Raw genomic sequence first — 19,771 nt, 5'->3', positions numbered from 1 at the left:
AGAATTTTGTTGCTTATTACGTTCTTGAGGCAAAAAAAAACCACACAGAACTGTGTGGTTGGAATGTTTTAAAGCAATTAACGTTACGCCAATTGAAATAATCAGTTTCCTGATTAGGAGAAAGTAAAGTCAGCCTTCAAAAGGAAGTGTCGTCTTGCTCAACATGTTAGCCATAAAGACTAACTAGACGACAAGATGTACTATAGCCTGTTCGAAGTCTTAGATTTTGAAGTAGATCAATTTTAATGTGATTTTACGATCTCCAATCGATTACAGCATAGAAAACAAAGCACAACGAACAAAGACACTCTATCCACAGAGCAAATATGGAGGCTCATGTGTCGATAATAAAAATGTTTGGAAAGAAAACTGCCAAGCGTCCGGTCAACTCTGATATGGACAAACAAAGAAAATACGAAGCGCTCGTGCGTGCTTATCATCGCGACCTGTTTCGCTATGCCTATTGGTTATGCAAAGACAAAAGCATTGCCGAGGATTTAGTGCAGGAAACTTGCCTACGGGCATGGAAGTCATTAGACAGTCTGCAAGATGAGAAAGCAGCGAAATCTTGGTTAATCACGATTTTACGCCGCGAAAATGCTCGACGCTTTGAACGCAAACAGTTTGATCTGGTTGATATTGATGACCACGGTAATGATGCTAAAGTCAGTGACGACCCGCATCACCAGCACCAGTGGCTACAAGCCCAGATCATGAAATTAGACGTTGATTACCGTGAACCACTCTTTCTTCAGGTGATTGGTGGGTTTAGTGGTGAAGAGATCGCTGATGTCTTAGAGCTAAACAAAAACACGGTAATGACACGATTATTTAGGGCGCGAAACCAGCTCAAAGAGATGCTGGATTCAGAAGAGGCAGAAAGGGGGCAACATAATGGATGATTTAGAATTCCGTCGTCGTATATTGTCGGAACCGAAACAACGAAATCAAGACATCATGGATGCTGCAGCAAACAGTGAGGCCAATAGTAAATTCTTGGATGATGTTCTTGCTCTCGATAAGCAAATTCATTCAGCCATGAACGTGGATGTTCCTGACGATCTTGCCGATCGCATCTTATTCAACCAAACATCTTATGAAGAGAGTAAAGTGGTTAAGCCTACTTTTGCTCGCCGTGCTATGGCAATGGCCGCATCTATCGCTTTTGTCGCAGGTCTTCTTGTCGGTCAAGTTAATTGGGGTAACGCGTTTGTTTCTCCTGCACATGCAAGTTTAGCTGACACCGCGTTAAAACACGTGGTCACTGAAAAGCCGTTTGTTGAAGTGTTAGATGAGAACGTATCATCTGCCCAAATCAATACCAAGATGAACCCATTTGCGTTCCAATTCGATGATACCTTCCCGTATCACGTTTATTACCTGAACCACTGTGGCTTTGGTAAATCCAACGCAATGCACATGGTATTCCAAGGTGAAAAAGGCAAAGTAACACTGTTTTTAACTGGTATACCTTCAGACAAAAGCCAGAACTTCGAAGAAGACGGTATGTCTGGTTCTATCACCCCTATCGATGACAGCAGTTTGATACTCGTTGGCATGGAAGGTGAAGATGTCGACAAAATTGCAGAAAAGCTATCTAAAATGATCAAACCGATGAGCTAATCTGCTAGTCAAACGCCCGTAAACACTGAGCCCAGCACTATATCACTGATATTGCTGGGCTTTGTTTTATAAATAAAGCCACAACCATTCACAAAAAATATAGCGCTAGAGTTAAAACTCTAAAAAACAGCGTTTCCTACCATTTTCGTGTCAGATAGGCGTCATTTCCGTAATTTTATGCTCAAATTTTTCAATGGTCGGATTTGTATACTCTATACTAACGCTTAGGATCAGCCCCCATTGAGCAAAAGCTCAAATAAATCGCCCTGTAGAGGCGGATACATAAAGGAATTAATAAATGACAAACAACACGCGTCTGTTTAAAAAGTCTCTTTTAGCAGTAACAATTACGACAATTACACTCGCCTCTTCACAAGCAATGGCAGCAGGTTTCCAACTTAACTCACAATCAGCAACAGGCCTTGGTCGTGCATTCGCTGGTGATGCAGTAATCGCGGACAACGCATCTGCGATGGCTCGCAATGCGGCAGCACTTGCTCTTTTCGACCAAACTGAACTGTCTCTAGGTTTTAATATCATCGATTCAGAGGTTAAGGTTAAAGGTTCTGAATACATTTCACCTTTAGGGTCTCAATCTGTTGAAGATGCAACAAACGACGCAACTTCAGTCGTACCAAACCTTTACATCGCAATGCCTATCAACGAAAAATTTGCTGTCGGCTTCGGTGCGTATTCTAACTTTGGTACAACTAATGAGTTTGATGACAGCTGGGGTGCAAAAACAGGTTCTGTAATCGGTACTACTGTAGTTCCTGGCGCCGATGCATTTGGTGGTACAACTAATGTTACTTCAATGAACCTATTGTTCGCTGGTTCATATCGTATCAATGACCAATGGAGCATTGGCGGCGGTATCGACGTTATTTACGGTGAAGGTGAATTAAAACGCCAATCAGAAATGAATATTGTCGGTGGGGGTGGTGCTACTGTTACCGCTGACTTAATGGACGTAGATGCATCAGGTTGGGGTGTTGGGTTCAACTTGGGTGCGGTTTATGAGTTGGACGAAAACAATCGCTTTGGATTGAGCTACCACTACAGCCCTGAAATTGAAGTTAGTGGCACAGTATCGTACCAAGGCAATGGTAACATTGGCGACCTAAAGATTCCTCTACCTTCAATGGCAGAGTTTTCTGGTTACCACCGCATCGAGAACACTAAATTTGCCGTTCACTACAGCATTCAATACATCAGTTGGAGTGACTTTGATGCACTTGTAACTACAGATGGAACAAACATCAAAGATTACAAGTGGCAAGATACTTACCACTACTCAATTGGTGGTACCTACTACATTAACCAAAACTGGGAAGCTCGAATCGGTTACATGTTCGATGAAGGCGTACAAGACTCTCTAACTTCAGTTTCTGTACCAGATTCGGACCGTCAATGGTTCTCTGCAGGTGCAAGCTACCACTTCAACAAAGATCAAACGCTTGATCTTGGCTTTACTTACCTAGTAGGTGAAGACGTTAAAGTTGAAGATACAATTAACGGTGGTGCAGCAAACGGTGGTCTAACTTTAAATACCACAACGAAAGCAACCGCAATGCTGTTCGGTGTTCAATACACTCATAGATTCTAAGCACAAAGCACAAAGCACAAAGCACAAAGCACAAAGCACAAAGCACAAAGCACAATATGAAATTTAAAGGGTCGCTATTAGCGACCCTTTTTTATTGCTGAGACTACACAACAATCTCTCAATTAAGCGTACACCTGTATACTCTAACGCCTTTATATCACTACAAGTGTACGCTCAAAATTCGTAACACCCTCGAAACATTCAGTTTTTTTAGCTGCAATCAGGTCATTTTTAATCATTTAATACCTAAAACAGTGTTTTATTCGAATTTCATTTTTAAAGTAATAGCTCTAAAAGTAAAATCACTGACCTTAATACTTATGATTCAGCGAACATAATAATGAAAATGAATAAGACTCTCCTATCTGCTGCAGTGGCAGTTGGTTTACTTTCTACATCTGGTGTAACACACGCTGCAGGCTTCCAACTAGCAGAATACTCAGCAACTGGCCTTGGTCGTGCATACGCAGGTGAAGCAGCAATGGCAGACAATGCAGGCGCACAATGGCGTAACCCTGCGATGCTTACCTACCTAGAAGGTACACAGGTTTCTGTTGGCGCAATCTACGTTGACCCAAATATTGATGTAAGCGGTGAAGTAACACATGCACACCCAGCACTAGGCTCAACTAATGCATCTTCAAATGATTTCGCTAATGATGCTGTGATTCCTAACTTCTACCTTTCGCATCGCTATAATGAAAAACTTGCGGTCGGTTTAGCTTTTGGTACCAACTACGGTATGGAAACAGACCTAGGCAAAGACTTTGCAGCTTCTCACTTTGGCAACGAAGCAAGCGTCATAACTAAAGAAGCAAATGTAAACATTGCATACCAACTGAACGAAGCTGTAAGTATTGGTGGTGGCGTACGATACGTGATGGGTGAAGGTAGCTTTGGCGCTACAGCGCCTGAAAAGAATGCAGTTGGTGTTGATCCTGGTACAGGAATGCCTATCTCAGTACCAGCAGGTACTACACTAAAATACATGGAAGGTGACGATACTGCATGGGGTTGGCAAATTGGTACGGCTTGGCAAATCAACGAAGCACACCGTATCGGCTTTTCATACAAATCTGAAGTTGACCTGAAGTTAGAAGGACATGCAGAAGGTCTAGGCTTCGGTCTAGCTGGCGGTCAGCGAGATACTGGCTACATGAACCTTGCACTTCCTGCTACAGCAGAATTAGCAACCTACCACCAACTTTCAGATAAACTAGCGATTCATGTTAGCTTTAACTGGACAGACTGGAGTTCGTTCGAAAAACTTCAAGCTGAATTGGACAACAATGGTAGCCACACAGTAAAAGTTGAAAACTGGGAAGACAACTACCGTTTGGCACTAGGCGGTACTTATCAGTTAAATCAAAAACTAACTCTTCGTTCAGGTATCGCTTACGATACGTCAGCTGTTAGTGACAAAAACCGTACAATCACTATCCCAGAAACCGACCGTACTTGGCTAAGCATTGGTGCAGGCTACCAATGGTCAGAGCAACTATCTCTGGATGCAGGATTTACATATATTCTAGCTAAAGACGCTCCGATCACAGAATCTCGCGGCTACGCATCAGATGATCAAGCTGAAGCTATCGGTGGTAAGTTTGTTGGTGAAACCTCAGGCAGCATCTGGCTAGTGGGTGTTCAAGCGAACTACCGTTTCTAGGCTATTTGAATACAAAGCAAGATCAAAAAAGCTCGGTACTTACCGAGCTTTTTTATATCTACTGACTTGCTAAGGCTAATCGTTAAAAGTCTTCCAAATAGCCATCAATCAAATCTTCCTCTTCTAGGTCGACCTCTTCTGGCTCAATTTCTGCCTTAAAGTCACGACGTTGAATATATATATCACGCGTCAGAGCATAAGGGTCTGGAGAATCTTCAAGCAACGCTTCTTGAGATACGAGTTGAGCACGCGACTCCATACCTTCTAGTGCCCACTTACCTAAACCTGCCCAGAAATTCAATAACGAGAGTGGCACATATAGACCATCGACCTGATCTGTCACTTCACGGGTGGTCACAGGACCATAACCCGGAATCATGAAGTATGGACCATTGCCAACCCCATAGTGACCGATAGCGTCAGAAAACGATTTATCATCGTATTTGGTGATGCCCGCTTCACTCGCAATATCGATCAAACCAACCAAACCGAAAGTGGTGTTAATCCAAAAACGGTTGAAGTGATCCAGCGCTTTTTCACCATTACCCATGATCAAGTTATTGACCATACTGGCTGGTTCATCCAAGTTCGCTAGAAAGTTAGAGATACCGGTACGTACCGGAACTGGTGTGTAGTTAACGTAAGCAAGAGACACCGGGCGTACTAAATAAGGATCAAGATACTCATAGTTGATATCCCACATAGCACGGTTGAAGCCTTCAAAAGGGTCATTAGGATGCGATTCAGCTTCATATTCCGTCGTCACTTGGCTATCTGATTGTGCGACTTCTTCATCGGGTACACTCGAACACCCAACTGTCATGCTTGCAATAAGGAGTAAACCTGAAAGCCTTAACGTACTTATAGACATAACACCTTTTCCATAAGGAATATTAATAATAAAAAAGGCCAGCAATCGCTGGCCTCAATTGTTTGCGTAAGTCTATAACGTTTCACAAGAAATCGGAATAGCCACGCTTGTGCAATTCGCTTATTAATACTGTTGATCAATACTCAGTGTTACTGGAGACCCTAACTCTACCACTTCACTTTCACCGTACCAATCACCTTCGCGAGTCGCAACGTTGCCATCTGTATCAAGCCTAGCGCGAACCATCAGGGATTCAAGGCTGGACAGCTTGATGCCTTCCATCATGCTATTACCATCATCCAGTACAACGGTACGAGGGAATGCACTTAGCGGGTAGCGAGCTGCGGCAACTGGCATAGGAGAACCATCTGCTCTATGTACTGACACGATAAGCACAGCATTAGGATCAGCATTAACTTGCTCACCTAGGTTCAGGGTTACAGCAACACTTTTACCTTCCGCTACGCCCATCAAGTTGCCCATTTTCTTCTGAGCACTCTCGATGCTTCGCGATAGCATCTCGTAACGGCTATCTTGAGGACCGATCATCTGTTGCATGATGCTCCAGTATTTCACTGCAGACGGATAGTCTTGACGTTCAAATGCATCAAACGCTAGCAGTGAGAATACACGCAAATCGACGTAGTCTTTCTGTACCAAACGGCTTAGTAGCAGGCGTGCTTGGTTCTGTTCAGCTTCGTCTGGAGATAGCATTAACGCCTGCGCAAAACCTAACTGAACGTCTTCGTTATTTGGCTCAAGCTTGTAAGCTCGCTCCATTGCATCGATAGCCGTTTGTGCATCGCGATTCGCAAGAGCGATACGACCCAACAATAACCAACCTGTCGAATCTTTAGGCTGATAGTGCAGCCGTGTACGAAGTGCAAGCGTTAAGTCTTCCAACTCATCGTCTGTCAACGCACTGCCCTCTGCAGACATCAACTTCTTAGATAGAGCCGGTAGATTTGCACTCACTTGCTGCCAGTGCTGAACCTTGTCCATCGCACCAAACTGAAAGTACATACCATAACTAAGCGCGATTACCATCAGCACAGACGGCACGACCACAACAGCTGTTGAAATCTGTGTCTTCTTGTTCGCTTTTTCTGCTGGAATATCATCAAGAAGAGACTGCTTAAGATCAGCAATCAGCTCTTGTTGGTTATCAACTAAACCTTCTTCCGCTTCAACTTCTAGCTCATCTAGACGATCTTTATAGAATGCCTTGTTCAATTCATCACGAAGAGCTTCATCGTTGTTGGCTTTCTTGTTCACAAATGGCAAGACAATCAACACGACAGCAGCTAATGAAAGGATAATTGTAGAAATCCAAAATAGAGTCATTACTTCTTGTCTCCGTCGTTCTCTTCATCGAGTAACGCTTTTAAACGTGCTTCTTTGTCTGCATCCCAATCTTCATTTGACTCTACAGCTTTCGCTTTCGACTTTCTGCTGCGCAGTACAATCAGCGCGAAACCAAATACCACAACGGCAAATGGACCAACCCATAGGATCGATGTTGCTAGCGTTAATGGCGGATTGTAGGTAACGAAATTGCCGTAGCGTGCGATCATGTAATCAATGATCTCTTGCTCAGACTTGCCCTCTTTCGTCATCTCATACACTTTTTGGCGAAGGTCGACTGCCAGTTCTGCATTCGAATCACCAATGGTGTTGTTTTGACATTTTGGACAACGCAGCGTGTTGCTCAAGTTTTTGAACTGCTGCTCTTGTTGCAAGTTATCAAACTCATGGATCTCAATCGCCGCAGTAGCTGTTAAAGAAATAGCAAACGTTGCTAACAGCGCAACCAGTGCGTGTTTAATCATTTTGCTTCCTCCAACAAGTCTTGATACATAGGCTCAAGCGTTGATGCCCAGTTAGTTGGGTTTACATCACCAACGTGGCGGTAACGAACAACGCCGTTCGCATCAATCAGGAAAGTCTCTGGAGCACCATATACGCCTAGATCTAGGCCTAACATGCCATTGCCATCGAATAAACTGATTAGGTAAGGGTTACCAAGCTCATTCAACCAACCTACCGCTTTTGTACGATCATCTTTGTAGTTCAAACCAATGATCTTAACGCCTTGTGCAGCTAGCTTGTTCAAGTAAGAGTGCTCTGCGTAACACGTTGGACACCATGTAGCCCAAACGTTTAAAAGCAACGGCTCACCTTTAAATACAGCTTGGTCGTACAGTTTGCCCGGCTCCGCTAGATCTTCTAGACGGAACTCAGGAACCTCTTTGCCGATCAATACTGATTCAAGCTTAGTCGGGTCATCGCCCGACTGGTTGCGTACAAGCTGAGTTGCAAAAATGACAGCCAATGCCATAAAAGCAATCAATGGAATGAAAAGTATCTTCTTATTCATTAAGCCTCCTGCTTCTCGGCTGTCTTTTTCGCTGGCTTGCGGAAACGGTAACGACGGTCACTGATCGCAATAGCACCACCAATCGACATGATCAGAGAGCCAGCCCAAATCCAACGAACGAATGGTTTGTAGTAAACACGAACAGCCCAAGATTTATTGTCATCTAGACGTTCACCCATCGCAATGTACAGGTCGCGAGTCACACCGCGATCAATCGCTGCTTCAGTCATCATAGACTTAGCTGTGGTGTAAAAACGTTTCTCTGCGTGCAATGTGTTGATGTACTTACCATCTTTTGTGATTTCAAAATCAGCGATGTAGCCATCGTAGTTTGGACCATCTTTGTCACGAACACCCGCAAAGTAGAAATCGTACTCTTCAAGTTGGTAGTACTCACCTGGAGCCAAACGCACATCACGCTCGATGCTGTAGTTTTGCACCATAGCGATACCGATAACGGTAACGGCAAGACCAAGGTGACCCAACATCATCGCCCAGTGGCTGCGCTGAATCTTAGTAACACCCGTCCAGAAACTATGGCGGTGCGTCGCACGTTCATGCAGCTCGAAGCCGTGCATGAAGATGATCCAGAATGCCATTACCCAGCCTGCAAACGCAGTACCGCTGAAGTATTCAGCCAATACGCTAACCATCAACCAGCTCAAACCAAGTGACAGTACGCCAGACACAACCATTGGTTTGACAAGCTTAGACAGGTTGTCACGCTTCCAACGGATCAGTGGACCGATACCAAGTAGGAACGAGAATGGAATCATCAACCAGAAGAACAGCATATCGAAGAATGGAGCACCGATAGATACTGAACCAAGACCAATCTGCTTATGCACAAGCGGTAGCAATGTACCAACTAATACAACCACAAGCGCTGCGATAAGTAGCACGTTGTTCGCAAGTAGTGAGTTCTCGCGAGAAACGAGGTCAAAGTTACCACGAACTCGTACTGCTGCGCCTTTCACCGCGAACAGAAGCAATGAGCCACCGATAACAAAGACTAAGAAGCCTAAGATAAACATACCGCGAGCAGGATCTGAAGCAAAGGCGTGAACCGATACCAAGATACCTGAACGAACGAGGAAGGTACCCAATAAGCTCAACGAGAATGCAGAGATTGCTAGCAATACTGTCCACGCTTTAAATGTACCGCGCTTTTCTGTGACTGCTAAAGAGTGCATTAGAGCAGTACCTGCCAGCCAAGGCATGAATGATGCGTTTTCTACTGGATCCCAGAACCACCAGCCGCCCCAGCCTAGTTCGTAATAAGCCCACCATGAACCTAGTGCAATACCTAGAGTTAGGAATAACCATGCCGCGATTGTCCAAGGACGAGACCAACGCGCCCATGCCGTATCCAAGCGACCGCTCATTAGAGATGCAATTGCAAAAGAGAACGCTACCGAGAAGCCTACATAACCCATGTAAAGCATTGGTGGGTGAATGATCAAACCTGGGTCTTGTAGAAGCGGGTTTAGGTCACGACCATCAACAGGGAAGAATGGCAAGGTACGTAGGAACGGGTTCGAGGTCACAATGATGAACAGCAAGAAACCGACAGTAATCAGACCCATGATCGCCAGAACACGCGCTACCGACTCTTGTGGCATACCACGGCTAAACACCGCTACCGCAACAGTCCAACCTGCTTGGATTAATACCCAAAGCAGTAGTGAGCCTTCGTGTGCACCCCATACTGCCGTAATACGGTAGTACCAAGGTAACTGGCTGTTGGAGTTACTCGCTACATATTGGACAGTAAAGTCATTGGTGTAGAACGCGTAACATAGAATAAAAAACGAAATCGCTAGGAAAATGAACATACCCCAAGAAAGTGGGCGGGCACTGTTCATCAACAAAGTGTTATTGCGAGCTGCTCCGTAGAGTGGGAGCACACTCAGCAACAATGCCAATCCTAGCGATAGGATCATGGCAAAGTGGCCGATCTCGGCTATCATTTAGCACTTCCTTCTTTTTGTTCAGTCGAGTATTGCAAAGGCTCGTGTGTCTTTTTCATCGCTTCAGCGACTTCAGAAGGCATGTACTCTTCATCGTGCTTAGCTAGAACTTCAAACGCTTCGATAGTCGTCGCATCTTTTAATACGCCCTGAGCAACAATACCTTGTCCCTCACGGAAAAGATCAGGAAGAATACCATCGTAAAGAATGGTTACCTTAGGGCCAACATCCGCTAAGTCGAAGCTTACGCGCAAAGATTCGTTATCACGCTTCACAGAGCCAACAACAACCATGCCACCAATTCGCAGGCGTTGGCCTACTTCTGGCTTATGGCCGTCTTTACCGTTTACCAATTCCGTTGGTGTGTAGAACAGATCCATGTTTTGATTCAGTGCATAAACCATCAAACCGACAGTCGCACTAATACCAATAAAAATAGCTAGGACAATGCCCAGTCTCTTTTTACGCCTTGGGTTCATAGAGTGTTCTCCATTTTTTTCGCTGCATCGATTCGCGCCTGGCGATCAACTTTAGCTTGTACTTCATTGAGCAATTGCTTACCACGACGAACGCTAACTACTAGCAGGATGATCATCGCAAGAAAAGTGATTCCGAATGCACTCCAAACGTAAGAGGCGTAACCGCCCATCGCGAAGAAATCACTTAGAGATTCAAAATACATAATTACCTACCCCGATTACGCTTTTTCGGCCGCTAGTTTGCGGACCCACGGACGATGACCTTCTTTGCTGATGATTTCGTTACGGAAACGAACCATCATCACGGCGCCGAAGAAGAATGCAAAACCGAAAATATTAAGAAGCAGTGGCCACAACATATCGCTTGAGATCGATGGCTTATCGAACTTAGTGATCGTCGCACCTTGGTGCAGTGTATTCCACCACTCTACTGAGAAGTGAATAATAGGTAGATTAATCACACCGACAATAGCAAGAATACCTGCTGCTTTTGCCGCTGTTTTCTGATCATCAAAAGCGTGGTGCAGAGCGATAACGCCCAAGTACAAAAATAGTAAGATCAGTTCTGATGTTAAACGAGCGTCCCACACCCACCAAGCACCCCACATTGGCTTCCCCCAAACTGCACCAGTCAAAAGCGCAATAAAGGTAAATACAGCGCCGATTGGAGCCATTGCCAGTGATGCCATATCCGACAATCTCACCTGCCACACAAGGCCGATAAAGGCTGCAATCGCCATCGACATGTAGACACCCATCGACCAAATCGCAGATGGAACGTGAATGTAGATAATTCTAAAGCTATCGCCCTGTTGGTAATCTGAAGGTGCAAATGCAAGCCCCCAAACGGTACCAACGGATAGACACACTAGTGCTAGAACTGAGAACCATGGCAGAAGCTTACCAGCAAGCTGATAAGAGGTTTCCGCTTTGGCATAGGGATGGAGCCATTTCCACATGTTGTAATCTCACTCTTACTTCATATTACTTACAGCTGTTAAAGCTATAGTTATTATAATTTATTTACGGTTGCTTTCCGTATGGCGACTCTAGGAGTCCAATGGTGTCAATTAGTTCACACCTAAATCTGTTTAATTAGTTCACGCTCACACGTAACGCGGCACTAATAGCAAAAGGCGTTAATGTCATCGCACCCATTAGCATCGCGCCTAACACAGCCAATTGACCGTTATACGCAACACCTAGTGCTGCCGCATCAATTGCTGAGGTCGCAAAAATCAAAATTGGGATATAAAGCGGTAGGATGAGCAAACTCAGCAGTACGCCCCCTTTCTGTAACCCAACCGTCAGTGCAACACCAATAGCACCAATAAAACTCAACGCGGGCGTCCCTACCAGCAAGGTCAACACAACTGAAAGCCATGTATCAAAATCCAGCGATAGCAGAACAGCCAAAAGCGGACTAATTAAAATTAATGGTAAACCAGTCAATAACCAGTGTGCTATGACCTTGGACAATACTACCAACTGCAACGGGATGGGCATGAGCATCATCTGTTCTAGTGCTCCATCCTGAAAATCATCACGAAATAGACGCTCTAGTGAAAGCAGAGCTGACAACAGAGCAGCAACCCAAACGATCCCCGCAGAGATACGTGCAAGAAGGTTAGGCTCGGGGCCAATACTCAATGGAAACAAGGTGATAACGATAATAAAGAACCACAACGGGTTAAAAATATCGGCCTGGCGACGAAACGCAATTAGAAGCTCACGTCGGATAATCATTGTCATTGAAGCGATCATATTATTCACCCAGCTTTATTTTTCTTAGTTTCGGGCTGTCGGCGAACATATCTTGGTGCGTTGTTAGTAACACAATTCCGCCATTGTCTGCATGTTGTGAAAACAAATTCTCGAGAACTTTCACACCCTGCTTATCGATTGCTGTTAGTGGCTCATCTAAGATCCACAGCATCTGCTCACTCAACCACAAACGAGCCAACGCTACTCGGCGCTGCTGTCCTGCAGACAACTGCCCTGCTGGCACATCTTCTCGCCCTGCCAAACCAACTTGCGCAAGAGCGCCGTACAGTTCTTCCTTGCTTGCTTTGCCACTGTGAATAGATTGGTAAAAGCTTAAGTTCTCGTAAGCACTTAGCTCACGCTTAACACCGGTTTGGTGGCCAAGAAACAGTAAATTTTGATGATAAGCATCGCGATTGGACTCTATTGACTGGCCATCCCATGAAATAGTGCCTTCGTCTCGATCGCCTAACCCGGTGATGATCCTAAGTAGTGTCGTCTTGCCTGTACCATTTCTTCCCTCAACTTGAACGAGTTCGCCAGCTTTGAGTTGAAAAGACAAAGATTCAAAGAGAACTCTTTCGTCACGAATAGCGGTTAAATTTGAGACTTCTAACATAGGAAATATAGGTCCAATAATAAGAGGGGTATAGTAGCACACCATTATGGTGACAAAACAGGAATAGGTCTTTGCGAAAGAACAAACTCAGTAAGAAACTGTTAACGCTGTGTCAAAATTTACACATTTTATGTTTAATACATAATATCTCAAAGATACAAACACTTAGACACAGCGTTCTATAAGTAAGATTTCCAATTGGTAAACGCCAAAAACAAAAAAAGAAGCCTGAGCTTCTTTTTGGATTCGCGTTTCGCGCTTAACTTATTTTTAGCGACGTGGTGGCTTACGGCGATCGTAAGACTTAGGCTGCTCATCATAAGATGATGGGTTGCTACGAAGAGATGGGATCTTCTCTTTGCCTGCTAATTTATTCTGCAGAGACATCATTAGCTCAGCTTCTGCTTTTGGCAGTTCACACTCTTCGATAAGCTCGTTTATTCCAGCGCCAAGTTGAACCATTTTGGTCGCTCGAGTGTAGAGTCTACCGTCTGTATCGGCATGCTCTAACTCAACAATACGCTCATTTAGATGCTTAATCACATCTTCTTGCTCTGTCACTTTCTGGCCAAGACCAACCACAACAGAACGCACCTCTAACAGCTGCTTGCTCGATTTTTGAAGCTCTTTTTCCAAGCTACGAACCTGCGCGCGAGAGTGGTCGAGCTGCTTTTGTAGGACACTTTTCACTTTGCCCAACAGCACAACGATAAATAGCGTAAAACACCCAACTCCAATAATCAGTGCAGCTGGGCTTAAGGGAAGCGCTTCAAACATTACAGGTGAGCCATCTCATCCCATTCGTCTTCGCTTAGTAGCTTGTTCAAATCAACTAGGATCAGAAGCTTACCGTCACGGTTGCTCACACCTTGGATGAACTTAGCACTTTCATCAGTACCAACGCTTGGCGTAGTATCGATTTCAGAAGAACGAAGGTAAACAACTTCTGCCACGCTATCAACTAGGATACCAATCACTTGGCGCTCAGATTCGATAACAATGATACGAGTGTTGTCAGTGATCTCGCCTTGCATTAGGCCAAAGCGTGAACGTGTATCGATAACTGTTACAACGTTACCACGTAGGTTAATAATACCCAGTACGTAGTCTGGAGCACCTGGTACTGGAGCAATCTCACTATAACGAAGAACTTCACGCACCTGCATTACGTTGATACCGTAAGTTTCTTCCTCAAGTTGGAATGTCACCCATTGAAGTACTTCATCATTGGTTTGATCTTTTCTTACTTCAACTTCACTCAATTGAGACATATTCAATCCTCTTGCCGCCGTTACCGGCTCACTATTATTAATCTAATGCTTTTACATCTAACCCTGCATTTAGCATGGCGATCAATGCTTCAACATGAATCAAAGCACACATTTTTTCTTTAACCATACCCGCGAGCCATGGACGTTTTCCTGCCGTTTCTCGCCAGCGTACTTTATCTGTATTTAAGAGCTCGGTACCTTTGAGCTCAGTGCTCGCCAATCCCCACATGCTCTCACCAAGCATCACTATATATTGATAGTTTTCTTTGTATTCGTCACTGGTTAACTTCTCAGACATCACCCATTTTGCGGTATCGACCACATCTAATTGACTATCTCGATTAGATTGAAGGCCTAAATACCAAGCTGGGCGACCAATAAGATGGCTCAACTCTTCTAAACGGTGTATGCCACCAAGTTCATCCAGTGGGACTGCAAAAGTCACACCATTCACATCAAAGTAGAGTACTTGGAAGTCTTCACTACGAACTGTGCTCTCCCACGAAGTGAAGTTACTTGCCCCACCCGCTTGAGTTTGGAGCTCAACTTCTTGCTCTACCTTTTCTAAATCTTCCTGTACGGAAACCGTCTCTTCAGCGGCTTCAACACTCGGCTGATAAACTGGTTCACTGAAGACTTGAGGCTCTGCTTCCGCGACCGTTTCAGCTACATTTTCAAATAGGGGCTCTTCGATATCCCAGCTTTGAATCTCTTCTTCAGCTTGTTGCTCTACCACTGGTGGTTCTGGCGTTTCCACTTCAAGAGTTGGCGAAGCCACTTCCATCTTAGGTGCCAAATCCGTTTCCACAGGCATATCAACAGTGGTCGTCGAATGGATCGCAATTTGTTGCGTGTTCTGATCCATCAAGTCGTCGAGGTTTAGCTCTTCAACGACATTAGTCGACTCCAACTGGCTCAGTAGCTTTTGCACGTCCTCAAGATTTGGGACCTCAAACTCTGCCGAGCGAATCTCGGAGTAACTCGAATATTCCGCAAGTTTTGGCTCTGGCTCTGGCTCTGGCTCTGGCTCTGGCTCTGGCTCTGGCTCTGGCTCTGGCTCTGGCTCTGGCTCTGGCTCTGGCTCTGGCTCTGGCTCTGGCTCTGGCTCTGGCTCTGGCTCTGGCTCTGGCTCTGGCTCTGGCTCTGGCTCTGGCTCTGGCTCTGGCTCTGGCTCTGGCTCTGGCTCTGGCTCTGGCTCTGGCTCTGGCTCTGGCTCTGGCTCTGGCTCTGGCTCTGGCTCTGGCTCTGGCTCTTTAGGTTGTTGTTCTACGACCTCGTCGTCAACCCAAATTTCTTCGGTTTCGAAGCTTTCATCAAGCAAAGCCGTGAAATAATCATCCAGGGCTTGTTCGCTCGATAAGCTGCCTTGCTCGATAGCTGAATCTTTACTGGAGCTCATTAATACCCAGCCTCTCGAGGTAAATAAGCAGCTGCTTATATGCAAATACACCACGACTGCCAGATGCAAAATGAGACGCTGGTAAACGCTTCAAACTTGCATCCCTAAACTTGGTGTCGATCGGTACTGCTGATGTCCACACCTGATTTGGGTAGTCATGCTTTAACTGAGTTAATGTTTGCAGCGACGCCTTGGTACGCTTGTCGTACATAGTAGGAACAATCGTTACCTTAAATGGCACTTTGCGAGACTTCTGCATGATGGTCAAAGTACGGATCATTCGTTCCAGACCTTTCATAGCCAAGAACTCGGTCTGCACTGGGATCAAAATGCGATCGCTTGCTGCTAACGCGTTCACCATCATCACACCAAGAATTGGTGGGCAATCAATCAACACGTAATCATAGTCATCTTTCACCGCTGCAAGTGCGCGCTTTAATATCAAGCCCATCCCGCTACGGTTTCCCATCACTCTGTCTAAGGTCGCCAAAGACATGTGCGCAGGAATGATATCGATACCTTCAACCTCTGTTTGCAGAGTCAAAGGTGCCACTGTTTCAGGCGTAAACTCACGCAACTGAAACAGGTCAAACAAACTGGATTCGACCGTATCTGAGTCGTAACCCAGATACGTCGTCAGTGATGCATGTGGGTCAGTATCTACTAACAAAACTCGATGACCTTTTTGGCTCAAAAGCCCAGCTAAAGTCACCGTTGTTGTAGTTTTACCTACACCACCTTTTTGGTTTGCAACACTCCAAACAATCATGATGCGCTACCTAAGCTAAGCCAACTTCAACCAACATTCTCTCGGCGATTCGCTCAAGAGGAAGGTCTTCAGTTGAAATGCCCGCTTTAGCAACCGCTTGAGGCATACCATATACAACACAGCTGTCTTCATCTTGTGCCCAAATGGTTGAACCTGCAGACTTAAGCATGCGTGCACCCTCACGACCATCTGCACCCATTCCGGTTAGTACCATAGACAGCACTTTGTCGTTATAGATCTTCGCCGCAGAGCCAAATGTCACATCCACACAAGGTTTGTAGTTCATGCGGTCGCCACCATCGATGATACGCAGTCGGGCTGAACCCGGACGGCCATCTATCATCATCTGTTTGCCGCCTGGTGCTAGATAAGCAACGCCAGGTTTTAACATGTCGCCATCTTGAGCTTCACGCACTTCAATCTTACATAAGGTGTTCAAACGACTCGCAAATGCTGCGGTAAATGTTGCCGGCATATGCTGAATCAACACAATTGGATGCGGGTAATTCGCAGGGATACGCGTCAGAATCTTCTGAAGTGCTACAGGGCCACCCGTTGATGTACCAATAGCAGTCAACTGATACTTCTTACCTGATGCGCGGAACTTGGCTGCCGCTGGCTTAGCAGGTGCAGCTGGTTGGCGCAACGAAGAAGCTGCAGGTGCTGCCGTTGATGCAGCTGGCGTCACTGGGCGAGAAATCGAAGCTGTACGTCTTAGTAGCGCACGCTTTGATGCGATCTCAATAACACGTTGTTGTAGCAGTGAAACTGCCTCATCACGGTTTCGAGCAATGTCTTCAAACTTTTTCGGCAAAAAGTCTAGAGCACCTGCATCCAACGCATCCAGTGTTGCCTTCGCACCATCGTGTGTTAACGAAGAGAACATTAGAATCGGCGTTGGTGTTGCAGCCATGATTTCACGGACGGCAGTAATACCGTCCATAACTGGCATCTCAATATCCATTGTGATGACATCAGGTCTCAGCCTTTTGGCTTTTTCGACCGCTTCTTTGCCGTTTACGGCAACGTCAATGACTTCTAGGCGCGCTTCTGAATTGATGATCTCGCTTACTCGACGACGGAAAAAGCTTGAATCATCAACGACTAATACTTTAATCGCCATATTTATCCTTAAATTAAATTCTAGACGCTGCTGCGTACTGCTTCAGTAGATCTGGTACATCTAAGATAAGAGCAATATGACCATCACTGGTGATCGTTGCTCCCGCCATACCTGGCGTGCCTTGTAGCAAATTATCTAGAGGTTTAATTACCACTTCTTCTTGGCCGATCAAAGTATCAACCACAAAGCCAACACGTTGACTTCCGAGTTGTACAATAACCACGTGACCATGGCCTTTACGTAGCTCAACGATGCCTGCTTTCGGTGCTAGCCAATTCTGTAGATAGAATAGCGGGATCGATTTTTCACGAACGATGATCGTTAGCTGACCATCAACTACGTTTGTACGGCTAAGATCTAAGTGGAAGATCTCGTTTACTGATGCCAATGGCAGTGCGAATGGGTGACCAGCAACACCAACCATCAATGTCGGTAGAATTGCTAGCGTCAGTGGAACCTTGATTGTGATCTTAGTTCCCTTACCCATTTCTGAGTCGATATCGATAGAACCGTTCAGAGTATTGATTGCAGTTTTTACTACATCCATACCTACACCACGGCCAGAGATATCTGAAATTTGTTCTTTACTTGAGAAGCCTGGAGCAAAAATCAGGTTAAAACACTCTTTGTTCGAAAGACGAGATGCAGCATCTTCATCCATCAAGCCACGTTTCACCGCAATTGCACGAAGCTTATCTGGGTCCATACCGCCGCCATCATCAACGATAGCCAATTCGATATGATCACCCTCTTGTGAAGCAGACAGAATCACTTTACCAGTACGAGACTTACCCGCAGCAACACGTGCTTCAGGCATCTCAATACCATGGTCAACCGAGTTACGAACCAAGTGAATCAATGGATCCGCAAGAGCCTCTACGAGGTTCTTATCGAGATCGGTCTCTTCACCGCGCATCTCAAGTACAATGTCTTTCTTAAGGCTACGAGCCAAGTCACGTACAACGCGTGGGAAACGGCCAAATACTTTCTTAATTGGCTGCATGCGCGTCTTCATTACTGCACCTTGTAGGTCTGCAGTAACGACGTCTAAGTTAGAAACAGCTTTCGACATTTCTTCGTCGTTGCTGTTCAAACCTAAGCTCACTAGGCGGTTACGTACCAACACAAGTTCACCAACCATGTTCATGATGGTGTCAAGTGTTGAAGTATCAACACGTACCGTTGCTTCCGCTTGTTGCTTCTTAGCGGCAGGTGCTTTTGCTTCTGATTTAACAGGCGCTGGCGCTTTCACCGGTTCAGGGGTTTGTACCGCTGTAGGTGCAGCAACAGGCTGAGGCGCAGTTGCTACTGGAGCAGGAGCTGGCTTCACTTCAGCTGGCTTGGTAGCTGCATCTAACTCTTCTGCTGATGGGCCATTACCTGAACCATGCAGTTGATCGAGCAGTTTTTCAAACTCTTCATCCGTCATCAAGTCGTCGCCATCTGCGCTTGCAGAAACTGAGGCAACTGGTGCTGCTGGCGGTGGAGGCGGTGGCGCTGCGCTCGCGTTAGACGGGCTGTTACCTGCACCATGTAATTCATCGAGCAGCTTTTCAAACTCATCGTCTGTAATGTCACCGCTATCTACCGCAGGTGCTGGCGCTGCTGGTGCTGCTGGTGCAGGAGGCGGTGTCGCGTCTGCGGCTGCAGTTGGTGAACCACCCTTACCGTGCAGTTCATCTAGCAGTCTTTCGAATTCATCCTGAGAGATTTCATCGACTGATGACGCATTAATATTGGTATCAGCTGGCGCTGCAGGTTCAGGTGCAGCAACAGGTTCAATGACAGGTGCTGGGGCTTCAACTACAGGCGCAGGAGCAGCAGCAACCTCATCTTCTGATTCTGGTTTACATAGACGATGCAACTCATCCAGCAGAGATTGTTCTGCAGGCTCTAAAGGCTCTCGGTCTTGAACCGCTTGGAACTGTACGTTAACGGTATCCAGTGCTTGAAGCATGGTATCCATCAAACCTGCTGTAACGTTACGTTGGCCATTTCTTAGAATGTCGAACACATTCTCGGCGCCATGACAGGTATCAACCAGTTCAGTAAGTGCAAGGAAACCTGCACCACCTTTCACGGTATGGAAACCTCGGAAAATAGCATTTAGTAGATCTTTATCATCTGGGTTATTCTCAAGTTCTACTAACTGTTCAGAAAGTAGCTCAAGAATTTCACCCGCTTCGACTAAAAAGTCCTGAAGAATGTCTTCGTCTAATTCGTAGCTCATACGT

At 45.6% G+C, this 19,771-nt stretch carries 20 protein-coding genes; 4 read left to right on the top strand and 16 right to left on the bottom strand.

The genetic code is table 11. The features are described from left to right. Positions 1–353: 353 nt before the first annotated feature. The 4 genes from FIV04_RS04315 (at position 354) to FIV04_RS04300 (ending at position 4,895) form a co-directional block, all read left to right on the top strand. Complete coding sequence (locus FIV04_RS04315) at positions 354–902, top strand: sigma-70 family RNA polymerase sigma factor (protein ID WP_172974261.1); 549 nt, start codon at positions 354–356, stop codon at positions 900–902. Beyond that, a complete protein-coding gene (locus FIV04_RS04310) occupies positions 895–1,623 on the top strand; it encodes a DUF3379 domain-containing protein (RefSeq protein WP_152468348.1) in 729 nt (242 codons plus the stop codon). The genes FIV04_RS04315 and FIV04_RS04310 overlap by 8 nt, the downstream gene beginning before the upstream one ends. 298 nt (positions 1,624–1,921) lie before the next feature. Further along, a complete protein-coding gene (locus FIV04_RS04305) occupies positions 1,922–3,229 on the top strand; it encodes an outer membrane protein transport protein (RefSeq protein WP_152468347.1) in 1,308 nt (435 codons plus the stop codon). Between the two features lie 340 nt (positions 3,230–3,569). Then, entirely contained in the window at positions 3,570–4,895 is a 1,326-nt protein-coding gene (locus tag FIV04_RS04300; RefSeq protein ID WP_152468346.1) for an outer membrane protein transport protein, read from the top strand. 82 nt (positions 4,896–4,977) lie between these two features. Here the strand turns inward: FIV04_RS04300 and FIV04_RS04295 are convergent, their stop codons facing one another. The 16 genes from FIV04_RS04295 to FIV04_RS04220 form a co-directional block, all read right to left on the bottom strand. Then, on the bottom strand, positions 4,978–5,766 hold the full coding sequence (locus tag FIV04_RS04295) for a VacJ family lipoprotein (RefSeq protein ID WP_152468345.1): 789 nt from the start codon (positions 5,764–5,766) through the stop codon (positions 4,978–4,980). A gap of 123 nt (positions 5,767–5,889) precedes the next feature. After that, complete coding sequence (ccmI, locus tag FIV04_RS04290) at positions 5,890–7,110, bottom strand: c-type cytochrome biogenesis protein CcmI (protein WP_152468344.1); 1,221 nt, start codon at positions 7,108–7,110, stop codon at positions 5,890–5,892. Beyond that, positions 7,110–7,595 carry a cytochrome c-type biogenesis protein gene (locus tag FIV04_RS04285; protein WP_152468343.1) on the bottom strand — a complete coding sequence of 162 codons (486 nt, stop codon included), beginning with the start codon at positions 7,593–7,595 and terminating at the stop codon, positions 7,110–7,112. Before FIV04_RS04285 ends, ccmI begins: the two co-directional genes overlap by 1 nt. Next, entirely contained in the window at positions 7,592–8,143 is a 552-nt protein-coding gene (locus tag FIV04_RS04280; protein WP_150871475.1) for a DsbE family thiol:disulfide interchange protein, read from the bottom strand. Before FIV04_RS04280 ends, FIV04_RS04285 begins: the two co-directional genes overlap by 4 nt. Continuing rightward, on the bottom strand, positions 8,143–10,113 hold the full coding sequence (locus FIV04_RS04275) for a heme lyase CcmF/NrfE family subunit (protein ID WP_150871473.1): 1,971 nt from the start codon (positions 10,111–10,113) through the stop codon (positions 8,143–8,145). Before FIV04_RS04275 ends, FIV04_RS04280 begins: the two co-directional genes overlap by 1 nt. Next, positions 10,110–10,592: a cytochrome c maturation protein CcmE gene (gene ccmE / locus FIV04_RS04270; RefSeq protein ID WP_032549635.1), complete on the bottom strand. Its 483-nt coding sequence runs from the start codon at positions 10,590–10,592 to the stop codon at positions 10,110–10,112. The genes FIV04_RS04275 and ccmE overlap by 4 nt, the downstream gene beginning before the upstream one ends. Then, a complete protein-coding gene (gene ccmD / locus FIV04_RS04265) occupies positions 10,589–10,795 on the bottom strand; it encodes a heme exporter protein CcmD (RefSeq protein WP_032549636.1) in 207 nt (68 codons plus the stop codon). Before ccmD ends, ccmE begins: the two co-directional genes overlap by 4 nt. Positions 10,796–10,810: 15 nt before the next feature. Next, entirely contained in the window at positions 10,811–11,551 is a 741-nt protein-coding gene (locus FIV04_RS04260; RefSeq protein WP_032549637.1) for a heme ABC transporter permease, read from the bottom strand. A gap of 136 nt (positions 11,552–11,687) precedes the next feature. Continuing rightward, entirely contained in the window at positions 11,688–12,356 is a 669-nt protein-coding gene (gene ccmB / locus FIV04_RS04255; protein ID WP_032549638.1) for a heme exporter protein CcmB, read from the bottom strand. 1 nt (position 12,357) lies between these two features. Beyond that, the gene (ccmA, locus tag FIV04_RS04250) at positions 12,358–12,975 is read right to left on the bottom strand and encodes a cytochrome c biogenesis heme-transporting ATPase CcmA (protein WP_152468342.1); all 618 of its coding nucleotides are present in this window, start codon (positions 12,973–12,975) and stop codon (positions 12,358–12,360) included. A gap of 270 nt (positions 12,976–13,245) precedes the next feature. After that, a complete protein-coding gene (locus tag FIV04_RS04245) occupies positions 13,246–13,752 on the bottom strand; it encodes a DUF2802 domain-containing protein (protein ID WP_150871466.1) in 507 nt (168 codons plus the stop codon). Beyond that, positions 13,752–14,246, bottom strand: a complete 495-nt coding sequence (locus FIV04_RS04240; protein ID WP_032549641.1) for a chemotaxis protein CheW — start codon at positions 14,244–14,246, stop codon at positions 13,752–13,754. The genes FIV04_RS04245 and FIV04_RS04240 overlap by 1 nt, the downstream gene beginning before the upstream one ends. 37 nt (positions 14,247–14,283) lie before the next feature. Beyond that, positions 14,284–15,645 (bottom strand): chemotaxis protein CheW, encoded by a 1,362-nt coding sequence (locus FIV04_RS04235; RefSeq protein WP_152468341.1) that lies wholly within the window; start codon positions 15,643–15,645, stop codon positions 14,284–14,286. Then, entirely contained in the window at positions 15,632–16,414 is a 783-nt protein-coding gene (locus FIV04_RS04230) for a ParA family protein (protein WP_152468340.1), read from the bottom strand. The genes FIV04_RS04235 and FIV04_RS04230 overlap by 14 nt, the downstream gene beginning before the upstream one ends. 10 nt (positions 16,415–16,424) lie before the next feature. Next, the gene (locus FIV04_RS04225; protein WP_152468339.1) at positions 16,425–17,537 is read right to left on the bottom strand and encodes a chemotaxis response regulator protein-glutamate methylesterase; all 1,113 of its coding nucleotides are present in this window, start codon (positions 17,535–17,537) and stop codon (positions 16,425–16,427) included. A gap of 13 nt (positions 17,538–17,550) precedes the next feature. Further along, positions 17,551–19,767: a chemotaxis protein CheA gene (locus FIV04_RS04220; RefSeq protein WP_152468338.1), complete on the bottom strand. Its 2,217-nt coding sequence runs from the start codon at positions 19,765–19,767 to the stop codon at positions 17,551–17,553. Positions 19,768–19,771 lie beyond the last annotated feature (4 nt).

It is taken from the genome of Vibrio sp. THAF190c (genome assembly GCF_009363355.1).
GTDB classification, from domain to species: Bacteria; Pseudomonadota; Gammaproteobacteria; order Enterobacterales; family Vibrionaceae; genus Vibrio; species Vibrio fortis_A.
The sequence above is the reverse complement of the archived record's forward strand: the minus strand, read 5'-3'. Positions and strand labels throughout refer to the sequence as shown.